This window comes from Blastopirellula sediminis, from assembly GCF_020966755.1.
GTDB lineage: Bacteria > Planctomycetota > Planctomycetia > Pirellulales > Pirellulaceae > Blastopirellula > Blastopirellula sediminis.
On record NZ_JAJKFT010000010.1, the window covers coordinates 422532 to 447215 of the forward strand.

18 protein-coding genes and 2 tRNA genes are annotated in these 24684 nt (G+C 59.0%); 12 read left to right on the top strand and 8 right to left on the bottom strand.

Annotation, left to right across the window (positions count from 1 at the left end):
• Window positions 1-64: 64 nt before the first annotated feature.
• Window positions 65-1261, bottom strand: a complete 1197-nt coding sequence (locus tag LOC68_RS13320) for an SGNH/GDSL hydrolase family protein (RefSeq protein WP_230219302.1) — start codon at window positions 1259-1261, stop codon at window positions 65-67.
• A gap of 203 nt (window positions 1262-1464) precedes the next feature.
• Here LOC68_RS13320 and LOC68_RS13325 point away from each other — a divergent pair, with 203 nt between their 5' ends.
• The 5 genes from LOC68_RS13325 (at window position 1465) to LOC68_RS13345 (ending at window position 8915) form a co-directional block, all read left to right on the top strand.
• Window positions 1465-2697, top strand: a complete 1233-nt coding sequence (locus LOC68_RS13325; protein WP_230219304.1) for an LL-diaminopimelate aminotransferase — start codon at window positions 1465-1467, stop codon at window positions 2695-2697.
• Window positions 2698-2988: 291 nt separating this feature from the next.
• The gene (locus LOC68_RS13330) at window positions 2989-5157 is read left to right on the top strand and encodes a glycoside hydrolase family 32 protein (protein WP_230219306.1); all 2169 of its coding nucleotides are present in this window, start codon (window positions 2989-2991) and stop codon (window positions 5155-5157) included.
• A 178-nt stretch (window positions 5158-5335) separates the two neighbouring features.
• On the top strand, window positions 5336-5998 hold the full coding sequence (locus tag LOC68_RS13335; RefSeq protein WP_230219313.1) for a hypothetical protein: 663 nt from the start codon (window positions 5336-5338) through the stop codon (window positions 5996-5998).
• Window positions 5999-6208: 210 nt separating this feature from the next.
• Window positions 6209-7294 (top strand): 3-isopropylmalate dehydrogenase, encoded by a 1086-nt coding sequence (gene leuB, locus LOC68_RS13340; protein WP_230219327.1) that lies wholly within the window; start codon window positions 6209-6211, stop codon window positions 7292-7294.
• Window positions 7295-7487: 193 nt separating this feature from the next.
• Window positions 7488-8915, top strand: coding sequence for a hypothetical protein (locus LOC68_RS13345; protein WP_230219334.1), 1428 nt, complete (start codon window positions 7488-7490; stop codon window positions 8913-8915).
• A gap of 58 nt (window positions 8916-8973) precedes the next feature.
• Here the strand turns inward: LOC68_RS13345 and LOC68_RS13350 are convergent, their stop codons facing one another.
• From LOC68_RS13350 to LOC68_RS13360, 3 genes are read right to left on the bottom strand one after another with little or no spacing between them, the layout of a single operon-like run.
• Complete coding sequence (locus tag LOC68_RS13350) at window positions 8974-10524, bottom strand: sulfatase family protein (RefSeq protein WP_230219336.1); 1551 nt, start codon at window positions 10522-10524, stop codon at window positions 8974-8976.
• Between the two features lie 49 nt (window positions 10525-10573).
• Entirely contained in the window at window positions 10574-12283 is a 1710-nt protein-coding gene (locus LOC68_RS13355; RefSeq protein WP_230219337.1) for a LamG-like jellyroll fold domain-containing protein, read from the bottom strand.
• Window positions 12284-12826, bottom strand: a complete 543-nt coding sequence (locus LOC68_RS13360) for a sigma-70 family RNA polymerase sigma factor (RefSeq protein ID WP_230219338.1) — start codon at window positions 12824-12826, stop codon at window positions 12284-12286.
• Between the two features lie 566 nt (window positions 12827-13392).
• On the opposite strand from LOC68_RS13360, the gene LOC68_RS13365 reads away from it, so the two are divergent.
• The 4 genes from LOC68_RS13365 (at window position 13393) to LOC68_RS13380 (ending at window position 19274) form a co-directional block, all read left to right on the top strand.
• Window positions 13393-16374 carry a DUF1553 domain-containing protein gene (locus LOC68_RS13365; RefSeq protein ID WP_230219340.1) on the top strand — a complete coding sequence of 994 codons (2982 nt, stop codon included), beginning with the start codon at window positions 13393-13395 and terminating at the stop codon, window positions 16372-16374.
• A gap of 44 nt (window positions 16375-16418) precedes the next feature.
• On the top strand, window positions 16419-17765 hold the full coding sequence (locus LOC68_RS13370; protein WP_230219341.1) for a DUF1501 domain-containing protein: 1347 nt from the start codon (window positions 16419-16421) through the stop codon (window positions 17763-17765).
• A 764-nt stretch (window positions 17766-18529) separates the two neighbouring features.
• Window positions 18530-18688, top strand: a complete 159-nt coding sequence (locus LOC68_RS13375; RefSeq protein ID WP_230219342.1) for a hypothetical protein — start codon at window positions 18530-18532, stop codon at window positions 18686-18688.
• A gap of 34 nt (window positions 18689-18722) precedes the next feature.
• On the top strand, window positions 18723-19274 hold the full coding sequence (locus LOC68_RS13380; protein ID WP_230219343.1) for an RDD family protein: 552 nt from the start codon (window positions 18723-18725) through the stop codon (window positions 19272-19274).
• Window positions 19275-19321: 47 nt separating this feature from the next.
• Here LOC68_RS13380 and LOC68_RS13385 read toward each other — a convergent pair.
• The 3 genes from LOC68_RS13385 to LOC68_RS13395 all read right to left on the bottom strand — a co-directional run bounded on the left by LOC68_RS13385 (window position 19322) and on the right by LOC68_RS13395 (window position 20396).
• Window positions 19322-19404, bottom strand: a tRNA-OTHER gene (locus LOC68_RS13385).
• Window positions 19405-19736: 332 nt separating this feature from the next.
• Window positions 19737-20111 (bottom strand): hypothetical protein, encoded by a 375-nt coding sequence (locus tag LOC68_RS13390; RefSeq protein ID WP_230219344.1) that lies wholly within the window; start codon window positions 20109-20111, stop codon window positions 19737-19739.
• A 212-nt stretch (window positions 20112-20323) separates the two neighbouring features.
• Window positions 20324-20396, bottom strand: a tRNA-Arg gene (locus LOC68_RS13395).
• A 390-nt stretch (window positions 20397-20786) separates the two neighbouring features.
• Here LOC68_RS13395 and LOC68_RS13400 point away from each other — a divergent pair.
• Entirely contained in the window at window positions 20787-21698 is a 912-nt protein-coding gene (locus LOC68_RS13400; RefSeq protein WP_230219346.1) for a family 16 glycoside hydrolase, read from the top strand.
• Between the two features lie 178 nt (window positions 21699-21876).
• Here LOC68_RS13400 and LOC68_RS13405 read toward each other — a convergent pair whose 3' ends face one another.
• A complete protein-coding gene (locus LOC68_RS13405; RefSeq protein WP_230219347.1) occupies window positions 21877-22293 on the bottom strand; it encodes a VOC family protein in 417 nt (138 codons plus the stop codon).
• A gap of 183 nt (window positions 22294-22476) precedes the next feature.
• On the opposite strand from LOC68_RS13405, the gene ccsA reads away from it, so the two are divergent.
• Together ccsA and hemA are read left to right on the top strand one after the other, a co-directional pair.
• Window positions 22477-23364: a cytochrome c biogenesis protein CcsA gene (ccsA, locus tag LOC68_RS13410; protein ID WP_230219348.1), complete on the top strand. Its 888-nt coding sequence runs from the start codon at window positions 22477-22479 to the stop codon at window positions 23362-23364.
• Entirely contained in the window at window positions 23361-24638 is a 1278-nt protein-coding gene (hemA, locus tag LOC68_RS13415; RefSeq protein ID WP_315858798.1) for a glutamyl-tRNA reductase, read from the top strand. Before ccsA ends, hemA begins: the two co-directional genes overlap by 4 nt.
• Window positions 24639-24684 lie beyond the last annotated feature (46 nt).

Genomic DNA, 24684 nt, shown 5'->3' on the forward strand with positions numbered 1-24684 from the left:
GGATTAGCGTCTCGAATCGACGTTGGGTTGTGTGGCGTAAGACGGGGCAGGGGAGAGGGCGCGGTTACTGGGCCGGCGCGAGCGTGATCGTCAACTCGAGCGGTTGGCGCAGCTTGGCGATGGTTTCCTCTTTCACGGCGATCAGCGGATCGAACTGCGGGATTTCGACCGCGTTGTTTCCTTGCTCGTGCTTACGGAAGAGGAAGAGGTAGGTTTCGTTCTGCGGGCGATAACGGTGGAAGAAGAGCTCGTTCTTGCCGACGATTTCTCTGCGCAGCATCTCCGCGGCGTCGGCCAGTTTCGGCACGTTGACGCCGATGCCGGTCTTCCACTGCGCGGCGGCGGCAGTGCCGAGCTTTTGCTCGTCGACGATCAGGTCGAGCGTTCCTTCCAGCGGCGCGGTCGAGCGGACGATCATGTCGGGAGCGACGTCCTGCACTTCGTCGTCATAGCTGACCGAGTGAGTCGGCAGCGAGACGGCGGCGTTCAGCGGTACGGCAGTCGTCAACGTCGGCTTGTCGAGCGTAACGACCGGGGTCGGCTTGCCGAGCGCCTTGGTAATGACGCGGGCCGCTTCCCAATAACCATATTCGGTCAGATGGACGCCGTTGCTGGTCAGGGTCGCTTTCCCTTTGACGCCGGGCTCAAACTTTTCTCCCAGGCCGGCAAAGAGATCGACGAACGCAAATTGACGTTCGTAGGCGAGATCGCGAATCGCGGCGGTGTACTTGGCGAGGTCGGTGTTGTGCTTCGTTGGATCGGGAAGCGGTCGTCCCAAGTCTTCCAGCGGCGGCGGCGCGAGAAGCATGATCTTCTTGGTGTGCTTGCTGACCGCATCAAGCAAGCGCGCGTAACCGGTGCGAAAGTCATCCAGCCCAGCGTCGCCAGCGAACGCGGCGTTCGACCCATAACAGATGATTACGGCGGTCGGCTTGGTCAGGTCAAGCGACGCATTGAGATGATTCCAACCTTCGTCGACGTTGCCAAAGCGAGCTCGCGAACGACCGTAGACGTTGTCGCCGCTCCAGCCAAGGTTGCGGAAGGTGATGTTGCGGTCGGGGTAAGCGGCGGTCAGCGCGGTTTCGATATAACCGTCACGCTGTTCTCGTTCGATGAACGTGTTGCCGAGAAAGACGACCCGTTCGCCGTCGACGAGTCCGTCTTTCCAGCTTTCGGGAAGTTCAGCCAGCGCGCTGTTGGCGGCAAATAGCGTTACGACAGCCCAGGCCATTGCCCAGGCGAAAGGGCGAGAAGAAGTCACGGAGGGATCCTTGGTGTTCTCTGGATGGGGGGACGAGCGGATTGCGGAACAATTTCTCAATTTTTCAGTTTACCTTCCCCCAACCGGCTTTGCCACGCTCCCGCGTGCGAACATCCGGGGCGGTTGCCGCGTCTGGCGGGGAAAGGTAGGTTATCGGTTTCCCCTTTCCAGACCATTTACCTCTGTACTACTGCAAATAAACGATGAGCGATCCGTATTTTCAGCAGCTGTTCGCCGACCGCATCGGCGGCGCCAACTATGGCAAAGGGACCGAGATTTACAAGTTTGAGAAGATCAAGCGGGCCAAGCGCAAAGCCCTGGCCGATCATCCCGAACGGAAGCTCATCGACTTCGGCATCGGCGAAAATGACGAAATGGCGCCGGCCTCGGTTCGCCAGGTGATGGCCGACGAAATCAACAAGACCGAAAACCGGGGCTACGCCGACAACGGCATCGCCACGTTCAAGGAAGCGGTCGCCCGGTTCATGCAGCGAATGTTCGGCGTCACGCTCGACCCGACCACCGAAATCAACCACTGCATCGGTTCGAAGACGGCGCTGGCGATGATGCCGGCTTGCTTCATCAACCCGGGCGACGTCACGTTGATGACGGTCCCCGGCTATCCGGTCGCCGGTACGCATACGCGTTACTACGGCGGCGAAGTCTTCCGTCTGCCGCTCTTGGCCGAGAACAACTTCTTCCCCGACTTTGACGCGATCCCGGCCGACATCCTGCGTCGCACCAAGTTGCTGGTGATCAACTATCCGAACAGCCCGACCGGCAAAGTGGCGACCAAAGAGTTCTACGCCCAGGTGGTCGAGTTCGCGAAGAAGAACAACATCGTCGTGATCCAAGACGCCGCGCACACCGTGCTGACCTACGAAGGGGAGCCGCTTAGCTTCCTGTCGGTCCCGGGGGCGAAGGACGTCGGCGTCGAGATCCACTCGCTGTCGAAGGGTTTCGACATGATCGGCTGGCGGATCGGTTGGGTCTGCGGCAATCCTTTGCTGGTCCAAGCCTTCTCCGACGTCAAAGATAATTGCGACTCGGGCCAGTTCATCGCGATTCAAAAGGCGGCCGCCGCGGCGCTCGACGACGAGTCGATCCCGGGCCGCACCAAGGCGAAGTATCAGCGCCGTCTGACCAAGCTGGTCGACATGCTGAAACGCTGCGGTTTTGAATGCGAAATGCCGGGCGGCACTTACTTCCTGTACGCGAAGAGCCCGAAAGGCATCGTCGGCGGTCCGTCGTTCGACTCGGGCGAAGCGGCGTCGCAGTACTTGATCACCGAGCATTCGATCTGCACCGTGCCGTGGGATGACGCCGGAGCGTTCCTCCGCTTCTCGGTCACCTACGTCGCCGCCGACGAAGCGGCCGAAGATGCCCTGATGGCCGAGACCGAATCGCGCCTGAAAGAGATTCAGTTGCGGTTCTAAGCGAGTGCGACAATCAGAAAAACGAAGAGCGGCCGAAACTCAATCGGCCGCTCTTTTTTTGCGTGTATCTACTGATCCTTGGCGCCATGCTCTCACGGCGTCTTCGCCGAGTGAGCATGTTTTCAATGCGTTTTGCCAGGGCGAAGACATGCTCATCCCGCGAAGACGCGGCAAGAGCATGGCACCAATAGTAGTGTTGGAATCTGTCGTTCTTCGCCGGTCGCCGTGTTACAGTAGTAGGTTCTGGCGATACGCCCCTTCGCTACCGCTCCTCGAACACCTGAGAACCTCATGCGCCTCCTCGCCCGCTTGCTCGCGCTCGCTCTGCTCTTGAACTTCTCCGCATTGGCGCTGGCCGCCGATAGCCAGGCCGATCTGCGGATCGCCGACTTTGAACAAGAGACATATGGCGAGTGGAAGACGACCGGAACCGCGTTCGGCGACGGACCGGCTGTCGGCACCTTGCCAGGGCAGATGGCGGTCTCCGGCTTTGAGGGAAAGCGGCTCGTCAATTCGTTCAAGGGTGGCGACGCTCCGACCGGGACGTTGACTTCGCCGCCGTTTACGATCGAGCGCGACTATCTGAAATTCCTGATCGGGGGCGGGGGCTACGCCGATCAAACCTGCATGAAGCTGTTGGTCGATGGCCAAGAAGTTCGCGCGGCAGTTGGTCCCAACACGCAGCCAGGCGGCAGCGAGTCGCTGGCGCCTTCGTCTTGGGACGTGAAAGAGTTGCGGGGCAAGACCGCGACGATCGCGATCATCGACAACGCGAGCGGCGGCTGGGGGCATATCAATGTCGACCAGATCGTGCAGTCGAACAAAGACGTCGACGTTCGCCCGCGCAGCCGCGAGTTTACGTTTAACCAACCTTACTTGTTGTTGCCGATCAAAAACGGCGCGCCCAAGGTCAACGTCGAATTAACCGTCGCCGGCACGCCGGTTCGACGATACTCGACTGAGTTGGCGGTCGATCCGAACGACGTCGACTGGTACGCCTACTTCACCATCGATCGCTATCGTGGGCAAGAGGCGACGATCGCCGCGTCTCGCGCCAGCGAAGAAGCGTTTGCTTTGATTCGCCAGGCCGATCGCGTTCCGGCCGGAATCAATCCGTACGAAGAAAAACTTCGCCCGCAGTTTCACTTTTCGCAGTTGGTCGGCTGGATCAACGATCCGAACGGGATGGTCTATCTCGACGGCGAGTGGCATCTTTACTTTCAGCACAATCCGGTCGGCGTGCAGTGGGGAAACATGACCTGGGGTCATGCGGTCAGTCGGGACCTGGTCCATTGGAACCAGCTGCCGAGCGTTCTCTTCCCCGGCACGATGGCCAAGGGCGCCTGCTTCTCAGGCGGCGCGGTCGTCGATCGCAACAACACCGCCGGCTTCAAGACCGGCGACAAGGATGTGCTGGTCGCGTTTCTCACCGATACCGGCGCCGGCGAGTCGATCGCCTATAGCAATGACCAGGGAAGAACCTTCACCTGGTACGAAGGGAACCCGGTCGTCAAACACAAGGGGCGCGATCCGAAGGTGATCTGGTACGCCTACGACGAGCAGGACAAGCCGATCGACGACACGGCCAAGCAGCGTGGCGGCCACTGGGTGATGGTTGTATACGACGAATCGGAACAGCTGGGACAGAACACCGCGTTTTATACGTCGAACGATTTGAAAGCGTGGACGCTGCGCAGCCACCTGTCAGGTTACTATGAATGCCCCGAATTGTTCGAGTTGCCGGTCGAAGGATCGGCCGATGAGTCGCGGTGGGTCACCTTCGCCGCGGACGGCAAATATTCCCTCGGCGCCTTTGACGGCCAAACGTTCACGCCGGCGCACGAAGGGAAGCGTCAACTCTTTTACGGCAAGTTCTACGCAGCGCAAACGTTCGACAACGCGCCCCACGGACGTCGCGTCCTGATCGGCTGGATGCGGATGGAAATGCCGGGGATGCCGTTTAATCAGGCGTTCACCTTTCCGCATGAGCTGACGCTGCGCGAAACTCCGGAGGGAGTGCGGATGTTCTCGGCGCCGGTGGCCGAGATCGAGAAGCTGTACAAGAAGGAAATTCGCATCGCCGACAAAGAACTGGCTGCGAATGAGGAGATTGCGGCGATCGTGCATGATGGAGAACTGCTCGATATCGAAGCGACGATCGATCTGGGAGAAGCCAAGGCGATTCGCCTGGAGGTTGGTGGCGAGAAGATCGTTTACGACGTCGCCAAACAAACATGGCAAGGCGTTCCGGCCAAGGCGAAGGATGGCCGTGTCAACGTTCGCGTGTTGCTTGATCGCTCGCAACTAGAGATCTGGGGAAACGACGGCGCGGTATCGATTAGTGAAGGACGCACCAAGCCGGGCGCGAATTCAGCGATTACGATCGTCGCCCTCGATGGAGCGGCAAAACTGGTCGATTTGAAAATCCGCGAACTATCGCGGGGCTGGTTCGGCCAATAGCCGTTTATTCCATCCCAAACACCGGTTGCGGACGCTTCGCAAAGCTCAACCCTTACAACCGGCGCCGGCGGCGTGCCCTTTTTGTCCTGCGAAACCATCTACGCGAAACCGCAAGCTACAGTCGCGATAGGTCGGCCTTGGTCTGGGCCAACCATCCCCTGTTGTGAAGGCGTTCGTTATGGATCGTTGGAATCGTCTGATTACGTCGGTGGCGTTTTGCCTGGTTCTTGCCGCTCCGGTTTGGGCGGAAGAAGAAAACGAAATCTACGGCTTCCCCGCGGCGAGCAAAGAGTGGGACGTGTTCACGCTCAACTATCCGGCCGGTCGTTGGACAATCGAGACGCTGGAGAAAGCCGAAAACCGGCGGATCTTCAAGTTGACCTCGACGGTCAATCAGAGCATCAGCTTGACCGTCATCTTCTCGCGCGGGCTGCCGACCACCGACCCCTTCTATGAAAACAATCCGAACATGACCAACGTCGCGGTCCTGTTGCCGATCGCCCAAAAGATGGCGGCCGGAGACGACTCGAAGATCCTCTTTTCGACCGGCACCGCCAACTTGCCCGCCTATAGCGACACCACCTCGCGGGTGGCGATCCTGATGGAGGAAGAGAACGTCGTCAACATGGAAGCGTGCCACTTCCTGCTGCCGGAAGAAGATGATCAATCGAAACTGGCGATCGCCATCGTCACCACGGCTTCGCAGCGCGGTAAAGTCGACGATTCGCCCGAGTCTCCGAAGCTGGTCCAGGAAGCGTATGCGATTGTCCAAGGAATCGAGTACCCGGGACTGGATGACGAAGAAGAAGACGACGATGAGGACGAAGACGACGATCAATAGTCGCCCAGGGAATCACGAAGCGGTCGAGAAGATCTCGGCCGCTTTTTTTATGCGCCTTCGCTTTGGAGCAAATTAAGGCCGCTTAATCCCCCATTCCGCCGGAAACTCGCGGTCAAGGAGGAGGGCCCGGTCTTCGCGGACCGCTTTTGAGAAGTTAAGCTGGGGGATTGCTTATTGGCCCGTTATCTACGCTGCTCAACCAGAACCACTATGAACAAAAAACTCCTCCTCCTCCCCGGCGACGGGATTGGTCCTGAAATCATTGCCGAGGTCCGCAAGCTGATCTCCTGGATCAACGCGCATACCGACCTGACGATCGATACCGAGGAGGACTTTTTCGGCGGCGCCGCGATCGACGCCTATGGCGTGCCGCTGCGTGACGAAACGCTGGAAGCGGCTCGCAAGTCGGACGCGATTCTCATGGGCGCCGTCGGTGGTCCGAAATGGGACAACGTCGACTACAGCATTCGCCCGGAAGCGGGCCTGCTCAAGATTCGCAAGCAGCTCGACCTGTTCGCCAACCTTCGCCCGGCGATCGTCTTTGACGCGCTAATCGACGCTTCGTCGCTGAAGCCGGAAATCGTGAAGGGTCTCGACATCCTGATCGTCCGCGAATTGACCGGCGGCGTTTACTTTGGCGAACCGCGCGGGATCGAAGACCTTGGAGGCGGCGAACGCCGCGGCGTCAACACGCAGGTTTACACCACCAGCGAAATCCGCCGCGTCGGCAAGGTCGCCTTCGAGATCGCCCGCAAGCGCAAGGGGAAAGTGACCTCGTGCGAGAAGGCGAACGTCATGGAGTCGGGCAAGCTGTGGCGGGAAGAGATCACCCGTCTGCATGCCGAAAGCTACTCGGACGTCACGCTGGAGCACATGTACGCCGACAACGCTGCGATGCAGCTTTGCCGTCGACCGTCGCAGTTTGACGTGATCGTCACCGACAACCTGTTCGGCGACATCCTGTCGGACGAAGCGGCGATGCTGACCGGCTCGCTCGGCATGTTGCCTTCGGCCGCGCTCGGCGCCCCGGGCTCGCCGGGCTTGTACGAACCGGTCCATGGTTCGGCGCCGGACATCGCCGGTCAGGGAATCGCCAACCCGCTGGCGACGATCCTCAGCTTCGCAATGCTGCTGAAGTACTCGCTCGACTCGGTCGCGCTCGGCGAACAAATCGAAGCGGCCGTTCAAACCGTGCTGGCCGAAGGGCTGCGTACCGCCGACATCATGGTCGAAGGTTGCAAGAAGGTGACGACGGTCGAAATGGGCGACGCCGTGATCGCGGCTCTGAAGGCGTAATCGCGACGCTTCACACCTTTCCAGCGAACCATAAGGGGCCCGTTTACGACGGGTCCTTTTTTTTGCGCACTTCCAGCATAACGAGAAGGCATAGTCTGGGGTTCTTAAAAAGGGGCGCATCAGCCGCCAATCTCCCCTACAATCAAAACACTCGTCTCGCGTTTTCCAATTCGCTCATGACTGGTGAGAAGTCATGTCGGTTCCCAAACGCCGTGAAAGTTTCGCCATCGTTCGCCCCGTGCGACTGACGCTTGTTTTGTGCGCGCTGCTGGCCTCCTGCTCTTCCGTCGGTTGGGCGAAGACGCTCACGAAGAACCCTCCCTTTATTGATCTGCAAAAGGCGCAAATCACGGAGACCTTCTTCGACGGGCCGACGTTCGTTGCGGGGATCGTGAAGAAGGTCGAGTACACCGGCAAGCAATCGCAGAAAAACGCAACCGTACGGACCGACTTCGAGATCGAAATTCAGATCGAAGTTCTTCGCCACTATTGCGGGGCGGAGGTCGACGGCGACCCGATGTCGATCAAATCGGTCTGGTATCGCCCCAGCAAGTTCCTCATCGACGGCGTCCCCAGCAAACCGGAACCGGGGCAACGGATCTTCTATCTCGCCTCCAAGAAGGGCTACCTCACGCAAGCCGGCGCCTGGATGGACGGACGAATCGCGCCGGCCAGCGACGCCGAACTCGACCGCTATGATCGCATCTTTCAAATCATGGCGTGCGAAGACGGCGACCTGGCGGTCGCTCAGCTGCGAGCAGGTTGTTTCGCCGCAGATGCGCAATATGCGTCGTGGTGTTTGAACGCTTTGGTCGAAAGCCATCGCGTCGCGGATCACGTGCGACCCGAATTTCACAAACGAATTCGCCAAGCGATGAAGTGGGAAGAGGTGCTGGATCTCTCGTGGCGCGTCGTGCAGAACGTGCGAACCCCCTATGACGCCTATGAAAATGCAGACCGAAAGCTGACGACGCTTCGTCTCGGCGATGCGGAAATGCAAATTCGCCACCACTGCCATATGCGGCGGCTCGCGGAAATTGCCGCCGTCGGCGATTCCGATCCCTTGGAAAAGGAGATCGACGACGAGTTGAGATATCTCATCCGCGTCGCCTATCCCCAGATGCCAGCCCCCATGCGAATCGAAGCGATCCAGGAGTTAACGCGGATTGCACGGCCCGGGGGATCGGCCGTTTTTCGTAGTTCGGCCCTTTATAGCGCACCCTATCTGTGGGTCAGCCCCTACGAGGCCGAACTGCGCAGCGCAATACTGGCGTTCTATCAAAAGCTGGCTCCGATCGATCTTTATTGTCGCTACGCTTACTTTCGCGGTCTGCGTTCGGTCATGCAGACCGACAGCGTCCACTCCAAAAAGCTCTGTCGCGAAGGACTCTCGCTATTTGAGCTGGCGGTGATTACCCCCAACGAGCGGAACGCCCAGACCGCCGCCTCAGAGCTGACGTACTACTGCAAACATTGCCGCGAGCGAAAGATCGAATGGGAAGCGTTGCTGAAGTTTACGGAAGAAATGCGAGACGCGACCTCATCGGCAGCTGCGCGAGCACATTTATCTAAATCGCTCAAGAGTTGGGGGGTCGAAGAGAAACGGCTCGACGAGTCGTGAACCGGCTTCGAATCCGAAAAGCGGCGGCGTCCAAGGACGCCGCCGCATGACTCGCTAGTTATTGGTAATCCCACTTCATGACCCACGGGTCATGAAGTCGTTTCTGGTCCGCTTTCAGCTTCGCTTTGTATTCTTCCAGCGTGCTGGCGTAGGCCGGATCGCCGGCCAGGTTCTTCGTTTCGTTCGGGTCCCGTTCCATGTCGTAGAACTCGAATTCCGGACGCTGGATGTACTCACCGACCGTCTTCTTGCCGTACGGCGCGTCGAGCCCCTTCTTCCATTGCGCTTGCCAGCTCGATGCGGCCCACAGGTCGGACGCAAACGGATAGTCGAGCTTGTAGGCGATGTTCCAGATCAGCTTGTACTGCTTGTCGCGATAGACGCGCATCGGATAGTACATCTGGATCTCGTGGAACGTGTGCGACGCCGAGATCGACTTATGATGTTCGGCGTCCGGCTTATCAAGGATCGGAATCCACGACTTGCCATGGTAGACGTCGAACTTGTTGCCGCCGTTGCGATTTTCCGCGAGCGCTTCCCCTCGTTCTTTCCAGAATTTGTTGGCGTTGATCGGACGCTTCGGAGCGTTCTTCTCACGATCGAGCGCACCGGCGAAGTCGAGCAGCGACGGGGTAATGTCGACATGGCTGATCATCGCGTCCGAGACGACGCCGCGGCGTTCCAAATAAGGATCGCGAACGATGAACGGAACTCGCAGCCCTGGTTCGTAAACGGTCGTCTTGCCGCCGGCGAAGGCCATGCCGTGATCGGCGGTGAAAACGATCAGTGTTTTGTCGTAAACGTCGGCGTCTTTCAAGATGCGAACGAGATGGGCCAAGCCTTGGTCGATGCGAGCGCAAGCCTGGTAATACTGGGCCAGTTCTTCCCGCGTCTCTTGCGTATCGGGCAGAAACGACGGGACGACGACGTCGGCCGGATCGTAGAAAACTTCATGCACGCCGGGATAGCTGCCGCGGTTCGGCTTGTTCCCAAACAGATTCGGTTTGAATTCCGACTTCGAGTTTTGATCTTCCGGCCCACCGCGATGCGGATCCGACAGCGCGAAGTACAAGAAGAACGGACGGTCATCCTCTTTCGTCAGGAACTCGCGGCAGTTCTCGGCCATCTGCACGTCCGATCGGCTGTCGCCGGGGATGACGGTCTCGAAGTGAAAGACCGCTTCGGGAGCGACGTGGTACTTGCCGCAGCGAGCGGTTCGATAGCCGGCGCCTTCCAACAGCCGCGGCAGCGCGAGCTGAACGACGTCGTGATACGACGAGAACTTGTGGTAGTGATGCGTGTGGCCGTACTGCCCATTCATATGATTGTGCAGACCGGTCAGCACCACCGAACGACTGGCGCTGCAGCTGGCGGTCGTGGCAAACGCGTTGTTGAACCGCGTCCCATCGGCCGCGATCGCGTCAATCGCCGGCGTCTTTGCGGCCTTGTCGCCATAGCAACCGAGCGTTGGGCTTTCGTCGTCGGTAATGAAGAAGACGATGTTACGTTCAGGGCGTTCGGCACGCAGCGGCGTGGTGACCAATAGCGCGACGACAACGGCCGCCGCGAACGTCGACATGCGCGCGAGCGGCGCGAAGTACGTTTTCATTCGATCTTTTTCCCGGGGTGTGCAGGCTGGAGTGATGGGGGACTAGCGCCTAGTGTCGCACCGGTACGATCTCGGTGGGAGCGGGGGGGGCGTTATTTTGCCTCAATTGATTAATCTGACTCGGCGTGAGGGCCCCGTCAAATAGATACATCTCGTCCAACGTGCCGTAAAACGTCGAAAACGCCTTCTGCGCTGCAGGTTCGGCCAGAAATCTTCCGAACGAAACCTGTTCGCTTTTTTCGGAGATTTGCGTGTTCACCTTGCCGTCCCGATAACCGGAGAGGGGTTCCAGTTGGCCGTCGACGTACATCCGGATTCGATTGCGAATGTCGCCGCGCGTCTCTTCTTCGGTCCCGCCCAGATAGACGATCCCAATATGATGCCAGCGTCCGTCGCGGAGATCATTTTGGCCAATCACATAGCCGCCGGAGATTTCGGTTCGAATCGCTCCTTGAACGCCAGCCTTGATCAGCTTGCGCGAATTCCAGCCAACCTGAAACTTGCCCCCCGCTTTCGACCAATCTCCCCAACTGATCATCGAATAGGCGTGCTCCGGCTGCGCGTCCTTCGGAATCCGCACCCAAAAGCAGATCGTACGCGGATGATCCTGGGCGATGCCGGGAAGCTGCGTCTCGAGATAACCGCCCCGTCCATTCATCCAGACCGCGCGTCCAAAGACTCCTTCGACCGAACGGATGACGACGCCGGTCGCATTCTCTTCCTGCTCGGAGAAGGCAGGGAACGTTTTCTGATCCGGGTTCCAACCTTCTTCCTTCCACGTCCCCATCGCGTCATTCGCGTCAAACCGCCACAGATAGTACGGAACGGAATCCTCCGACTGAAAAGAGCGGATCGGCGATTGTTGCGATAAGCCGGCCGGAACTTCGATCGGTAGAATCTCCGGTTGATCGATGCGAACGCGGACCGCCTCATTCACGGCGACGATCTGCTCTTTCGGGTCGAGTCCTTGTCGCGAGCCGACGCGAACTTCCCCTTCCAGCACGACGATGTCGGAATCGCCGGTCTTCGATACGTCGACCGCGAACCGCGTCCCCAAATCTTCCACTTCGGCGGTCGGCGTGTCGATCGTAAAACCGATCGCCGGCGTCGGTACGTCGGCCCAGGCCTTGCCGTAATGGAGCGTCGCGGCGAAGGTCGAATCAAGCGTCAGCGCCGCAGGCCCGACCAAGGTGACCGCAGCGCCGCTGTCGAACGTGATCTCGACCTCGCCTGATTCCAATTCCAGCCGCCGCGGCTCCAAAACGCGGCCGATCGCCAGCGGCTCATCGTCGCGCCAATTCGCTTGTTTCGCCTGCGTGATGCGAGCGAGGAACAGTTTTTCCGCACCTGTCGCCGATCGCTCGACTTGCAGCGGTTGTTCTGGATCGTTTTGCACCACCGGCGTTTCGTCGTGCGCTTTGTTTGTGGTGAACAGAATCCGGAAGAGGCCGATGGCAATCAGCAACGAAAGGGCCAGCGCCCACGCTACGCCGGATCGTTTCCACCACACTGGCGGCGCCGACGTCGGTTGCGAGAGGCCGGGCGACGTGAGCGTCGTTCCGGTTAACTCAAACTGGTCCTTGCACTCGCGGAGCGACGCATGGAGTCCGATCCGATCAAGGTATTCGTCGCGCGCCTCCGGCGATTCTTCCAGAATCTTCACCAGCGCATCGAGCTTCGCGGAATCAACCGACTCAGAGTCGACCAACTCCGAGATCAGGCGATCAAGTTCCGCCGCTTTTTGGGGATCGAGCGTCATTTAGGCTTTTTCGTGCGCCAGCGTTTGACGTACGCAGGCGCGAAGTTGTTTACGAATTCGGAAGAGGGCACGTTTCAACGCATCGACGGTTCGGCCGATTTCCAGCGAGACTTCGGAGAGCGTCTTCTCGCTCCAATAGCGTCCCCGCAAGACCGACTTCTCGGCGTCATCCAGCTTTTCAATGCACGCTTTCAGCGCTCCCATTTGATCGGCCTGCGCCGGATCAATTTCGAGCGACCGTTCCAACAGCGAGTCGACCAGCTCAGTATTGAACAACAGCTTGTGCTCGCGCTGACGTCGTTTGCAGTAGGCCAACGCTTGCCGCCGGACGATCTCAAACGCCCAAGCCCGCAAGTTGGTTCCCTGCTGAAACTCGTTCGCTTTTTCCAGGATCACCCGATTCGCCTCCTGGATCACGTCCTCGACCCCTTGATCGCCGGCCAGGATCGAGATGCAAAATCGCTTCATCGAACTCTGGATAGCGGTCAGCTCTTCGACGAATGCGACCTGACTGGGCGAAAGTTTGTGAATTGGATCGTTCAACGGATTTTCCTGTGCTGGGAGATAGCCGACGTCGGAGCTCGGTGCGCGAAAATCACCGAAGTTTTCGCAATTTGCCCGTAGTCGCATGCGTCTTTCCCCTATTGCAAACGATTCTCCCGGCGATTTCTTGTCGCTTTGCCCGCGACTTGCGGAATTCTTCGACTTTTCCCTAGTTCGGCGCCCTCGCTACTACCCGACCTGCAGATGAGCGTCGCCGACGCCAGTATCCCCATTTGGTGGAAACGATCGCCCTGTTTGGCGCGAGTCCTCCACGATCGCTGGTCGACGTCTGATTCAACGCGTCCTCGCAATCGTTGACGACGAAAAGCGACCAATCGTCGCATCGAGCCACCCCCTGATATCAGGCGAAATCCTCCCAAAATACCCCACTTTTCGGATAGTAGATGCGTTATGCCGACTAGGCGTGATTAAAACGATACTTTGTTGCCAAAAATGGGGAATTCGCTGCAAAGAAAGATTGCATCGCTTCCCCATCAGAGCGAAAATCACCGCTATCCCGCCTCCCGCCTTACCCAATTGCCACTCCCATCCCCCAGGCGCCGGACATGAAGCACCGGACACTTCTGCTTCTGTTTTCGCTACTGACTTGCGGCGTTTACGTCTCCGCAAGCGTCGGCGACGAACCGATTCCCAACCACGAGCGTCAGTTCTTCGAGGAGAAGATCCGTCCGCTGCTGGTCGCACATTGCTACAAGTGCCATTCGGCCGCAGCGAAGGAGGTTGGCGGTAAACTCCTGCTCGATAGCCGTGACGGAATGATGCGCGGCGGCGAGTCGGGGCCCTCGGTCGTTCCCGGCGATCCTGACGCCAGCTTGCTGCTGGACGCGCTGCACTACGAAACGTTCGAGATGCCCCCGGATAAACCGCTGCCGGAAGCAGACGTGCGCGTGATCGCCGAGTGGATCAAGCGTGGCGCCTGGGATCCGCGTGGGACGGCCGCTTCCCCCGAAGTGCAGACGAAATGGAAACCGGAGGAGCTCTGGTCGTTCCAGACGCGCCATGCCGCGACGCCTCCCAACGTGGAGACGTCCGCTTGGCCGCAATCGGACATCGATCGTTTTATCCTTCATCGCATCGAAGCGGCAGCTGCACGTCCTACCGCAGACGCCGACCTCCGCACGCTGGCGATTCGTCTGCACTACGATCTGATCGGCCTTCCGCCGAGCGTCGACGAAATCGACGACTTTGTGCAGGCCGCCGAGAAAGATCGCGCCACTGCGACCGCCGCGTTTGTCGACAACTTGCTCGCTCGTCCGCAGTTTGGCGAACATTGGGGACGACATTGGCTCGACGTCGCTCGTTACGGCGAGTCGAACGGCAATGACGGCTTGTCGCGCAACGCGACGTTCCCCCATGCCTGGCGTTACCGCGACTACGTCATCGACGCGCTCAACCGCGACATTCCGTACGATCGTTTTTTGACCGAACAACTGGCCGGCGATCTGTTGCCGGCGACCACCGCCGACGAGCGAAATCGCTTGCTCGTCGCCACCGGTTTTCTGGCGATTGGCTCGAAACCGGCCGTCGCGATGAACTCCGACTTTGCGATGGATATCGTCGACGATCAGATCAACGTCGTTAGCACCGCCTTCCTGGGGTTGAGCGTCGCCTGTGCTCGTTGTCACGATCACAAGCACGATCCGATTCCGACGAGCGACTACTACGCGTTGGCCGGCATTTTTCAAAGTAGCGAAACGCTCTATGGCCTGGCCGCCAACGAAAAGCTGACCGCGCCGCCGACCGAGCTGCACATCTTGAGCTCGCAGCTTCCGGAAGATGACGCCCAGGCCGAGCAGCGACGAGGTCCGCTCCAATTGCCGGCCGCCTACCAGGAAACCGTTCAGCAACTCCAGCCGGAGATTCATGTTTCGCTTGATCAACTCCCGGAAGGCTGGGAAAAGGTCGGGGAGCCCAGCTTCTCGGCCGAGCAATTTGCGACGTTGAAGGAATCGTACGTCCAAAGCGCCGCTGCAAGCGCCGCCGCCGACTACTCCGTTTCGTTCTGGTTCAAGAACGATCTCGACAATCTTGCGCGACCGATCACCGCCTACTTGTTCACTCGCGGCAAGCCGGGGGACAAGCAGATCCCCGGCGATCACCTCGGCATCGGCGGAAAGCATGAGCCGACACGAAGCGGCCGACTCTTCGTCTTCAACGGCAACCAAAAGAAAACCTCCATCGGCGGATCGACCGTCATTCCGGTTGGAACGTGGAATCACGTCGTGCTGACCCGCAAAGGCAAGCGTGTTCGCGTTTATCTCAATGGCGCGAACGCTCCCGAGATCGACGCCGACATTGATCCGACGTTCGGCGAAGAGGCTCGCTTCAGTCTCGGCGGCCGCAGCGACAACTTCGCTCCGCTGCAAGGGAATCTGGCCCACTTCAGTTGGTTCTCTAAATCCCTCACCGCCGCCGAAGCGCAGAGCCTGCATGACGCGTCAGGACAACCGCGCGGCGCACAGCAACTGGGCCTGGCGATGGGGGTCCGCGACAAGGCGAAGCCGAGCGACTGCAAGATTCATATCAATGGCCTCGGAGCCAAGCTGGGCGCCGTCGTTCCCCGCGGCGCGCTGACCAGTTATCACGTCGCCCAAACGAGCGGCGAATCCACATCGCAATTGCCCGACCTGAACGTCCCTGACGCAGCGAGCGGACGCTTGGAACTGGCCGCGTGGCTGACTGATCCACGTCATCCGCAAACCTCTCGTGTGATGGTGAATCGGGTCTGGTTGAACCTCATGGGGGAAGGGCTGGTTGCGACGCCCGACGACTTCGGCGTTTACGGCGCTCGGCCGACCCATCCGGAACTGCTCGATTGGCTCGCCGACGACTTCATCCGCGACGGTTGGTCGCTCAAGCGACTGATTCGCACGATCGTCCTCAGCCGCACCTATCAACTCTCCAGTCAGTACGACGAACATGTCGCAGCCGCCGATCCTGCGAACGCCCTCTACACACGGTTCCGCCAACGCCGCTTGTCGGCCGAACAACTCCGCGACTCAATCCTGCAGGCCAGCGGAGCGCTCGACCTGCAGCCCGCCGCAGGAAGTCCGATCCAGGAGATTGACGCCCTCATCAATATGCCGCCCCACGAAGCGTCGACATTGCACCAGCCGAGCGATCACCGCAGCGTTTACCTCTGCATGATGCGCAACGCGCCGCCGCCGGAACTCGCGGCGTTCGACCTGCCGACCGGACTGAAAACAACCGGGCGGCGTAGTCAAACTGTCTTGCCCGCCCAGTCGCTGTTCCTGCTCAATAGTCCCTTTGTGACCGAGCAAGCGAAACGGCTCGCAGAGCACGTAAGCGCCGACTCGAACGCCTCCGATGAAGCGAAGATCACGCTGGCCTTCCAGCGAACGCTCCTCCGCAATCCGACCAGTGCAGAGCTCACCGCCGCGCTGAAGTTTCTCGCCGAAGCTTCTAACGCCAGCCAACCGAGCGACAGCTCCGCCGACACGCTCTCACGCTGGGGAGCCTTTTGTCAGTCGCTGCTCGCTTCCAGTGAATTTCGCTACATCGACTAATCCCTTTCCCGTAAGCCGCACCCAATACTCCGCAGAGGTTTCGCATGCTGCCAACTCGAAGAAGTCTGCTCAAGGCGACGTCGTGCGGGTTCGGGTACCTGGCCCTCTCGGCCCTATGCCAACAGTCGCTGCAAGCCGAGTCGACCGATACGCTGCAGCCGAAGGTTCCGCCAATGCGGCCGACGGCGAAGCGGGTCATCTTCCTCTGCATGAGCGGCGGTCCCGCGCAGCTCGACATGTTCGACTACAAGCCGCAGACCGGGCAGAAAAAACACCCCGGCTCGGTCTATCCGTTTCAACAGCGCGGCGAGAGCGGCCTCTGGATTTCGGACTTGCTCCCTGAGACCTCGCGTCACGCCGACAAGCTTTGCGTGATCAACGGCATGTACGCCGACACCGGCAATCACGCTCAGTCGTTTCTGCAGCTGCACACCGGCGAACGCCTCCGCAGTCGGCCGAGCATGGGCGCCTGGATCAATTACGGCCTGGGAACCGAGAACCAAAACCTCCCCGGCTTTATCAGTCTGCATACCTCAAAGCCTTCCGTCTTCTCCAGTTCGTTTCTGCCGCCGATCTACGAAGGAACCCCGATCGGCGTCAACGGCGAAAGCATGACGACGGCGTCGATCAGCAACATTCGCGGCACGCAACTGACGCCCGCCGAAAAGCGGCGGCAGCTCGACTTCATTCAAACCCTCAATCGCGAGCATGCCCAGCAGAGCCCCAATTCTGACAAGCTGGAAGGCGTGATCGAGTCGATGGAGCTCGCCTTCCGGATGCAGTCGAGCGCACCGGCGCTGCTTGATACCAGCACGGAGTCGGAGGAAACGCTGCAGCGGTACCGCGTCGGCAAGTCGCTGTCGGTCGGCACCTGCAAGCCGTCCGACTTCGGTCGGCAATGTCTGCTGGCCCGCCGCTTCGCCGAAGCCGGCGTCCGCTTTATCGAACTGAACCACGGCAGCTGGGATCAGCACACCGACCATCGCCGCGACCTGGAAGCGAACTGCGAAATGACCGACGCCCCAATCGCGGCCCTGCTGGACGACCTCGAAATGCGCGGGCTGCTCGAAGACACGCTGGTCGTCTGGGGCGGCGAATTCGGCCGCCCTGGCCTGACGCCGGACGACGGCAAAAACGAAACCGGTCACAACCATCGCGGCTTCACCTTCTGGCTCGCCGGCGGCGGCGTTAAAGGAGGCTACGCCCACGGCAAAACCGACGAAACCGGCTCCCGCGCGGTCGAAGGGCAAGTCCACTTCCGCGACCTCCACGCCACCATCCTCCACGCTCTCGGCCTGCAGCACGACCAACTCACCTTCCACCACGAAGGCCGCGACCACCGCCTGACCGGACCGGAAGGTGGCAAAGTGGTGCACGAACTGTTCGCCTAGCCCGGCGCCATGCTCTTACTACCGGCGCCAGGTGCCATGCTCTTATCGCGTCTTCGCGAGCTAGAAGCATGTCTTCTAAATCTAGACTGGACTGAACCACATAAAAAAATCACGAATGTCGAAGGAAGCCCGAGCCCGGAATGACGAACAGGCCGGACAATAGTTAGGGTCCAAACGGACAGTGGACTGGACCGCGCGTTTTTTTTCGCCCGCCTTGAATCGCCCCAATCCTCCTCAACGCATCTCTCCTAAACCGCGCATCATGTGGACCGCGGCGCGCATTTTTTTTGCGGAGACTGGACTGGACCGCCGCGCATTTTTTTTCCTCCGCGCTGAATCGCCCGCAGCCCCCATCGCTCCCTTCCTAATCTGCGCATTATGTGGACCGCGGCGCGCATTTTTTTTAAGCCCGATCCACACTCCCTCTGGTTCCATTTGCATCCGATCGACTGGACTGGACCGCGATCAAATTTTCACGGCAGCGGACCGCAAGGATTCATCCGCTCGGCGCGCTTCGCCGCACCCCGAAATCGACCACGATTGCGTGCGCTTTGTCAACAGACAAAGTTACGGGGGAGTTTTGGGATAAGATGGCTTCTTAGAATTGACCGGCCAGGCTCATCGCGTAGCGTCAATTCTCAAACGCTCCTTTCGCCGCTCGGAGGTCAAACCGTGCTCGCACTTCTTTGCGTTGTCGCGCTAGTTGCGATTAGCCTGATCATTCTCTGCGGATGGCCAGCGACGCAAAAACCAGCGCTCGACAAATGGCCCCCATTTCGGAAGACGAATTCATCCGGCGGTGCGGGCCCGGCGTCAATCGCGAGCGAGGGCTGAAGGTGCGCCGGATCGTTTCGCAGCAGCTCGGCGTCGACTATGATCGGGTCTATCCCGAACAGCGATTTGTCGAAGACCTCGGCGCCTGATCGCTCTGCAGACACCCGCGTAAAGGAGCCGCGCTTGCTCGACAATTCCTTGGGGGAAGCCGACTATTACGACGAGCGCGACTACATCGGCATCCTCCGCCGTCTGGTGATTTATGCGATCGACATCTTTGTCCTGCTGATGCTCGGCGTGGCGGTCGGGATCCCGATCACCATTACCGCGGTTCTGGAAATTCTCCCCCTCGACCCCGGCATCACCTTCTGGCTGGTCTACCTGCTGGCGATCTGGACCTACCTTGCCCCGATCAAACGAACCCGCTTCGGCACGCTCGGCTACCTGATCTGCGGCGTCAGAATCGTCTCCGCCACCGGAGCCCCGCCGTCGCTGCTGGTGATGACGACGCGCATGGTGTTGTGGATCGCCAACCCCTTCAACACGATCACCGACCTCTGCTGGATCGGCCTCGATTCGGAGCGGCAAATCTTAAGAGACTGCTACCTGGGGAACTACCTGGTCAATAGAAACGCCCAGCCAATCGGAAGCGGGCCGGTCCATCTGACGCGGTACTTTGCGATGGGGTTTGCGATGGCGTACCCGCGGGTTTGTCGGGGGAAACTGGGCAGCTAGAGAGGTAACGTGGTTGGCCCCGCATGGGCTGCCCCCGATGAAAAAAGTGCCCCCGGGAGGAATCGAACCTCCGACCTGCGGTTTAGGAAACCGAGAGGGGGATGACGTAAACTCTATACCTACCAAAGGCTTAGGACAGGAAACGCAGGCACCTTGCATCAGAGCTTGCACCGATGATTTTCAACTTCAGGAGATTGCGGCGATATGGAATGAAGTTCCGCTGGAAGTCCGTAAGGCGATATTGGCGATTGTTCGCGCCACAGCGAGATTGCAAGCCCCCACGGCCCGCAATGCCATTTGCGGCGGCCTTCCTGGAAATGACTGATGCCAACACAATCGCCTTCCGCATTCATGCCACGTAAGACCGTGGCAATGGCGCCCGTGCCACACGTTTTGGATTACCGCAAAAGGGCACCAGCGGCACTCAAAAAACACTCTCAAAACAGCCACCTCACCATTTGTCTATTTTTTCGCGTTCGCATTCATGTTTTCCCATTCATCAAAGCGTTTTTGTCGCTCCTCTCGATTCAAACCCTCAAGGACATTTCCCTGTTGGTCGTAGAAAATGATTCCACCAAGTGAAACCTGACCTTCGATGTAATCCCCTTTCCAATAAACTGCTCCATCGGGGTAGTAACCCTCGGCGGGGCCATCTTCCAAATCGTCTTTCTTCTCGCCAGAAAACTTACAGACGCCGTTCTCGTAAGAGTAGCGATACGGCCCATGCTCGATCCCCGGCCTCGTTGCATCAAAAGTCCGTTCACGGCCGGGTGGCACTGCTTGATTTATTTTTCTTCGGGTGCCACTGTCGTCTGCGACAGTGTCTTCATTCGGCATGCGGCGTGTTTACTTCTCCGACATCCCAGACCTCGACCCGAATTCGCCTTCGTCGTTCGCCGTTCGTGCTTGGCAAAATATGACATCAGCGGAGTGAAGTCAAAGAAGTTGTTGCAGTCGTTAATGGGACGCCGAATTGAGATAATTCGGAAAGAAGACCACTGTCGCAGACGACAGTGCCACCCATGAATCGCTACCCAAAACAAGAAAAGTGCCCCCGGGAGGAATCGAACCTCCGACCTGCGGTTTAGGAAACCGTCGCTCTATCCCCTGAGCTACGAGGGCAAATCGATCTAACTACTTTATTTCAAATGACTTGCGATCTGTCATTTTGAATGCCTGGTCTTGCTTTGACTTGGGATCCCCGGTTTGGATACCTCCAGCTGCAATTTGGCGTAGAACCTGTGCATACGTGTGAGACACGAGGTATCCACAGGGGTGATCTTACCCGTTCGAGGGCATCGGTCGCTAGGCGGCGAGACTAGCAGGCGAAGCTTCAAAAAAGCCAAGTGCAAAGCCTTTGCTTTTCCTCGCCGGGCCGCAAATCTTGCAACGGAGCACATCCATCGTTTACTTGGTCCGTTTCCGCTTTCATGGGAGACGCGCCCCATCGACTTTTCTCGCACCCTCGATTGGTCTCGACTATATTAGGTTACCCCTCGTTGAGAAAGGATCATGATGCGACCAACAATCATCACTCTTGCGACTGCCTTCTTGGCTCTTTTCACGACCGTTTGCTTCGCCCAAACCGTTGAAGTCGAAGTGGAAATCAAGTCCGTGAACTCAGAAAAGAGAACGATCACCGTCGAATATAATGGTAAAGCGACCGAACTCGATTTGAGCCGGAAAGCCGTTATTACCATTGCCGACACAGAGGCGGAATCGTCGGCCCTGATTCCCGGCGACAAAGCCACTGTCGAATACAACAAAGAACTTGCCATCGTCACCAAGGTTGCCGCTGCGGGATCGAAGCAAGGCGGTTGGCGTTTCTATGACACTTTCAATAAAGGCGTCGATCCTCAACGAGCTTTTGTCGTTTCTCGTGATGGCCGATTGGTAGTCAACGGAAATGCCGGCGGCTTCTGCATCTCAACTCTCACTGAATATTCCGAATACACGTTCAAAGTTGAATTTCAGTTCCTTGAGGACAACCTCGCCGCCAACCCATTCATTGCTATCGCCTCGACGCCCCCAAATCCCGAGGCCAAAGACTGGACGGAGCAGATTCCTCATGGGATTGAAATCAAACTAAATCCCAAGAGCATCGGCGAAGTGGTACTTCCGAACGAGAAGTTCAAGGTTGAACTTCCTCTTGGGCAGCTACGAGATGGTCGCAAAGTCGTTCCCCTCCGTCCGGCAGAAATGAAGTCCGGTAAGTGGAACCAATTAGAGATCACCTGCGATCAGCACAAGAACATCACCGTCAAGGTGAATGACACCACGGTGAATGCCGTCGCCAAAGCGGAAAGCACAACCGGCTACATCGTCATTTCGCCGCTCAACGCCGAGATTCATCTTCGAAATCCCTTGCTGAAGATCGACGAGGAAGAAAAGCCTCTGTCATTCGAAACGATTATCACTGAATAGATGGATCGCAAAGACAGGAGGTGAGTCGGTTTGGAAAACCGTCGCTCTATCCCCTGAGCTACGAGGGTCTGTCAGAATTGCCGCCGCTTCCTCTTTGATCGGCGGCGGGGAGGGTTCTATGGTACTGGTCGGGCCTGCTTCCTTGAAGAGGGACCGACTGGCGCCGGCGTTCGCGCGGTTACTCGAGGATCAAGCAGCCTCGTTCGTCGAACTTCCACATCGCGCCGTGGGCGACTTCCCAGTAATAGCCGTCGGGGTCGGTGAAATAACCGCTATAGCCCCCCCAGTCGGTTTCGTGCGGCGGTTTCACGATTTTCGCCCCCACGATTTCAGCCTGGGCCATGACATGGTCGACTTCGTCCTTGGTCCGGGTGTTGTGGGCCAGGGTGATTCCGCCGAAGCCGGGCTGCGGGACCGGAACGTCTGGGCCGATGTCGGCGGCGAGCTGGTCGAGCGGAAAAATCGACAGGACGATCCCTCCGGCCGAGAAAAATGCGATCGGGTCGGTCGGCTTGGCCGTCGTTCGGAAGCCGAGATCGCTATAAAACTGGTACGATCGGGCGAAGTCGCGAACACCCAGACAAACGATGCTCATGCGGGATTCCATCAAAAACTCCTTCGGTTCGCGGGAAATCGCGGCTGGGGCCGCCTGACGTAAGCCGGTGCCCGGATTATCCTTAGAATCATACGCCCACGCCAGTCGCCGCTAGCAGGTTGCCGATGAACCGGTTGCGGCGAATGATGAAGGCGAACCAATCGCGAGTTACCCTACCCCCCAATGCTCTCTGGCATTTCCATCCTCTGCTTTGCGGCCAGCTACGGCGTCGCACTCCTGCTCGAGATCGTGCGGCTCTTCTTCCGTGCGCAGGTGCGGGCGATCCTGTCGGTCGGGTTCATGGCGGCCGGGCTGTTGGCCCACACCATTTATCTGGTCGGCGAGCAAAACGGGCTGGTCGAAGCGGGGCCGATTTCGTCGTGGCATCACTGGTGCCTGATCGTGGCCTGGGTGTTGGCGGCGACTTACCTGGCGATGTCGCTTACCCATCCGAAGACGGCGCTCGGGCTGTTCATGATTCCGCCGGTGCTGCTGCTGTTGGGGATGGCCTATTGGATGGACCAGGTCGCGCCGTTTGATCCAGAGAACCGCGTTCGCCCACTGCAGATCATCCATGGGGTGCTGCTGTTGGCCGGCACGGCGGCGGTCTTCCTCGGCTTTGCGACCGGCGTGATGTATCTGATCCAGTCGTATCGGCTGAAACATAAGATGCTGCAGCGGGAAGGATTTCAGCTGCCGAGTCTCGAGTGGCTGCAAAACTTCAATCGCCGGACGATGATCGTTTCGACCTGCCTCTTGGCCGGCGGTCTGCTGGCAGGCGTGCTGCTGAAGATCGATCGCCAGACGAGCAGCTTCCCGTGGAGCGACCCGGTCGTCTGGAGCTCTGGCTTGCTCTTCCTGTGGCTGGTCGCGGCGACGACGTTTGAACTGATCTACAAACCGGCGCGACAAGGGCAAAAGATCGCTTACCTGACGCTGGCCAACTTCCTGTTTTTGGGATTGGTGCTGGCGCTGATTCTGTTCGGCCCGACGCAGCATGCCCGGAATCACAAAGACCAGGCGACTTCCTCTCCCGCGGCTCCCCTCGAATTCAGCGAGGAGCCGTCATGATGAAGTTGCAGATGATCGGCCTGAGCCATCACAACGCGTCGGTCGAAGTCCGCGAGCGTTTGGCCTTCAGCCCGGACCAGGCGCAAGAGGCGCTCCGCTCGTTCCGTGATCGTTATCCCGAGATCGAGACGGTCCTGTTGTCGACCTGCAATCGGACCGAGATCTACACCGCGGCGATCGACGGCAACGTCTGCCCGACGCATCACGACATGGTGCAGTTCTGGGCCGACTTCCATCACCTGGAACCGCAGGACGTTTTCGACAACGTCCTCGAGCGGACCGGCGAAGATGTGGTGCGGCACTTGTTCACGGTGGCGGCGAGCCTCGACAGCATGGTGGTCGGCGAAGCGCAGATTCTGTCGCAAGTGAAGCAAGCCTACGACCTGGCGACGCAGACCGACAGCGCAGGCACATTGACGCACAGCTGCTTCCAAGCGGCGATCCGGGTCGCCAAGCGAGTCAGCAACGAAACGACGATCCACAAGAAGCGAGTCAGCATTCCGAGCGTCGCGGTCAGCGACTTTGCGAGCAACGTCTTCGATCGCTTTGACGACAAGAAAGTGCTGATCATCGGCGCCGGCGAAATGGCGGAAGAGACGTCGCGCTACCTGATCGACGTCGGCGCGAAGTCGTTCACCGTCGTCAATCGCAGCTTGGAACGCGGGGAACGCCTGGCCGCGAACTTCAACGGGCGGGCCCTCAGCTGGGACAAGCTGCACGAGGCGATCATCGAAGCGGACCTGATCGTTTCGACGACCGGCGCCACCGAGCCGATCATTCGCCTGGAAGAGTACAAGCAATTGGAAGCGGCCCGCTTCCAGCGAACGCTGTTCGTGCTCGACCTGGCGATCCCGCGCGACTTTGATCCCCGCATCGCCGAACGGGTCGGCGTCTATCTCTTTTCGATCGACGACCTGCGTCATACGTGCGATAAGAACCGCGCAGCTCGCGAGCGGGAATGGCCGAAGGCGGAGCGGATTATCGAGGAAGAGACGGCCAAGTTCATGGCCGACTTGAATCATCGCGCCACGGCGCCGACGATCCGCCGCTTGAAGCAACGCTCGGACGAGCTGAAAGAAGAGGAACTGAAGCGGCTGCTGAACAAACTGGGGGAAGTCGATCCGAAAGTCGCGGACGAAATCACTCGGTCGTTCGATCGCTTGGTGAACAAACTGCTCCATCCGCCGCTCGAATCGCTGCGCGACGAAGCGGGAAGCGGCTCGACCGAAGGGTTGCTCGACGCACTGAAGCGACTGTTCCGGCTCTACGATTAATGGCCGCGAAATTCTTCACTCAATCTTATTCTTCGCAGTTTTTCGC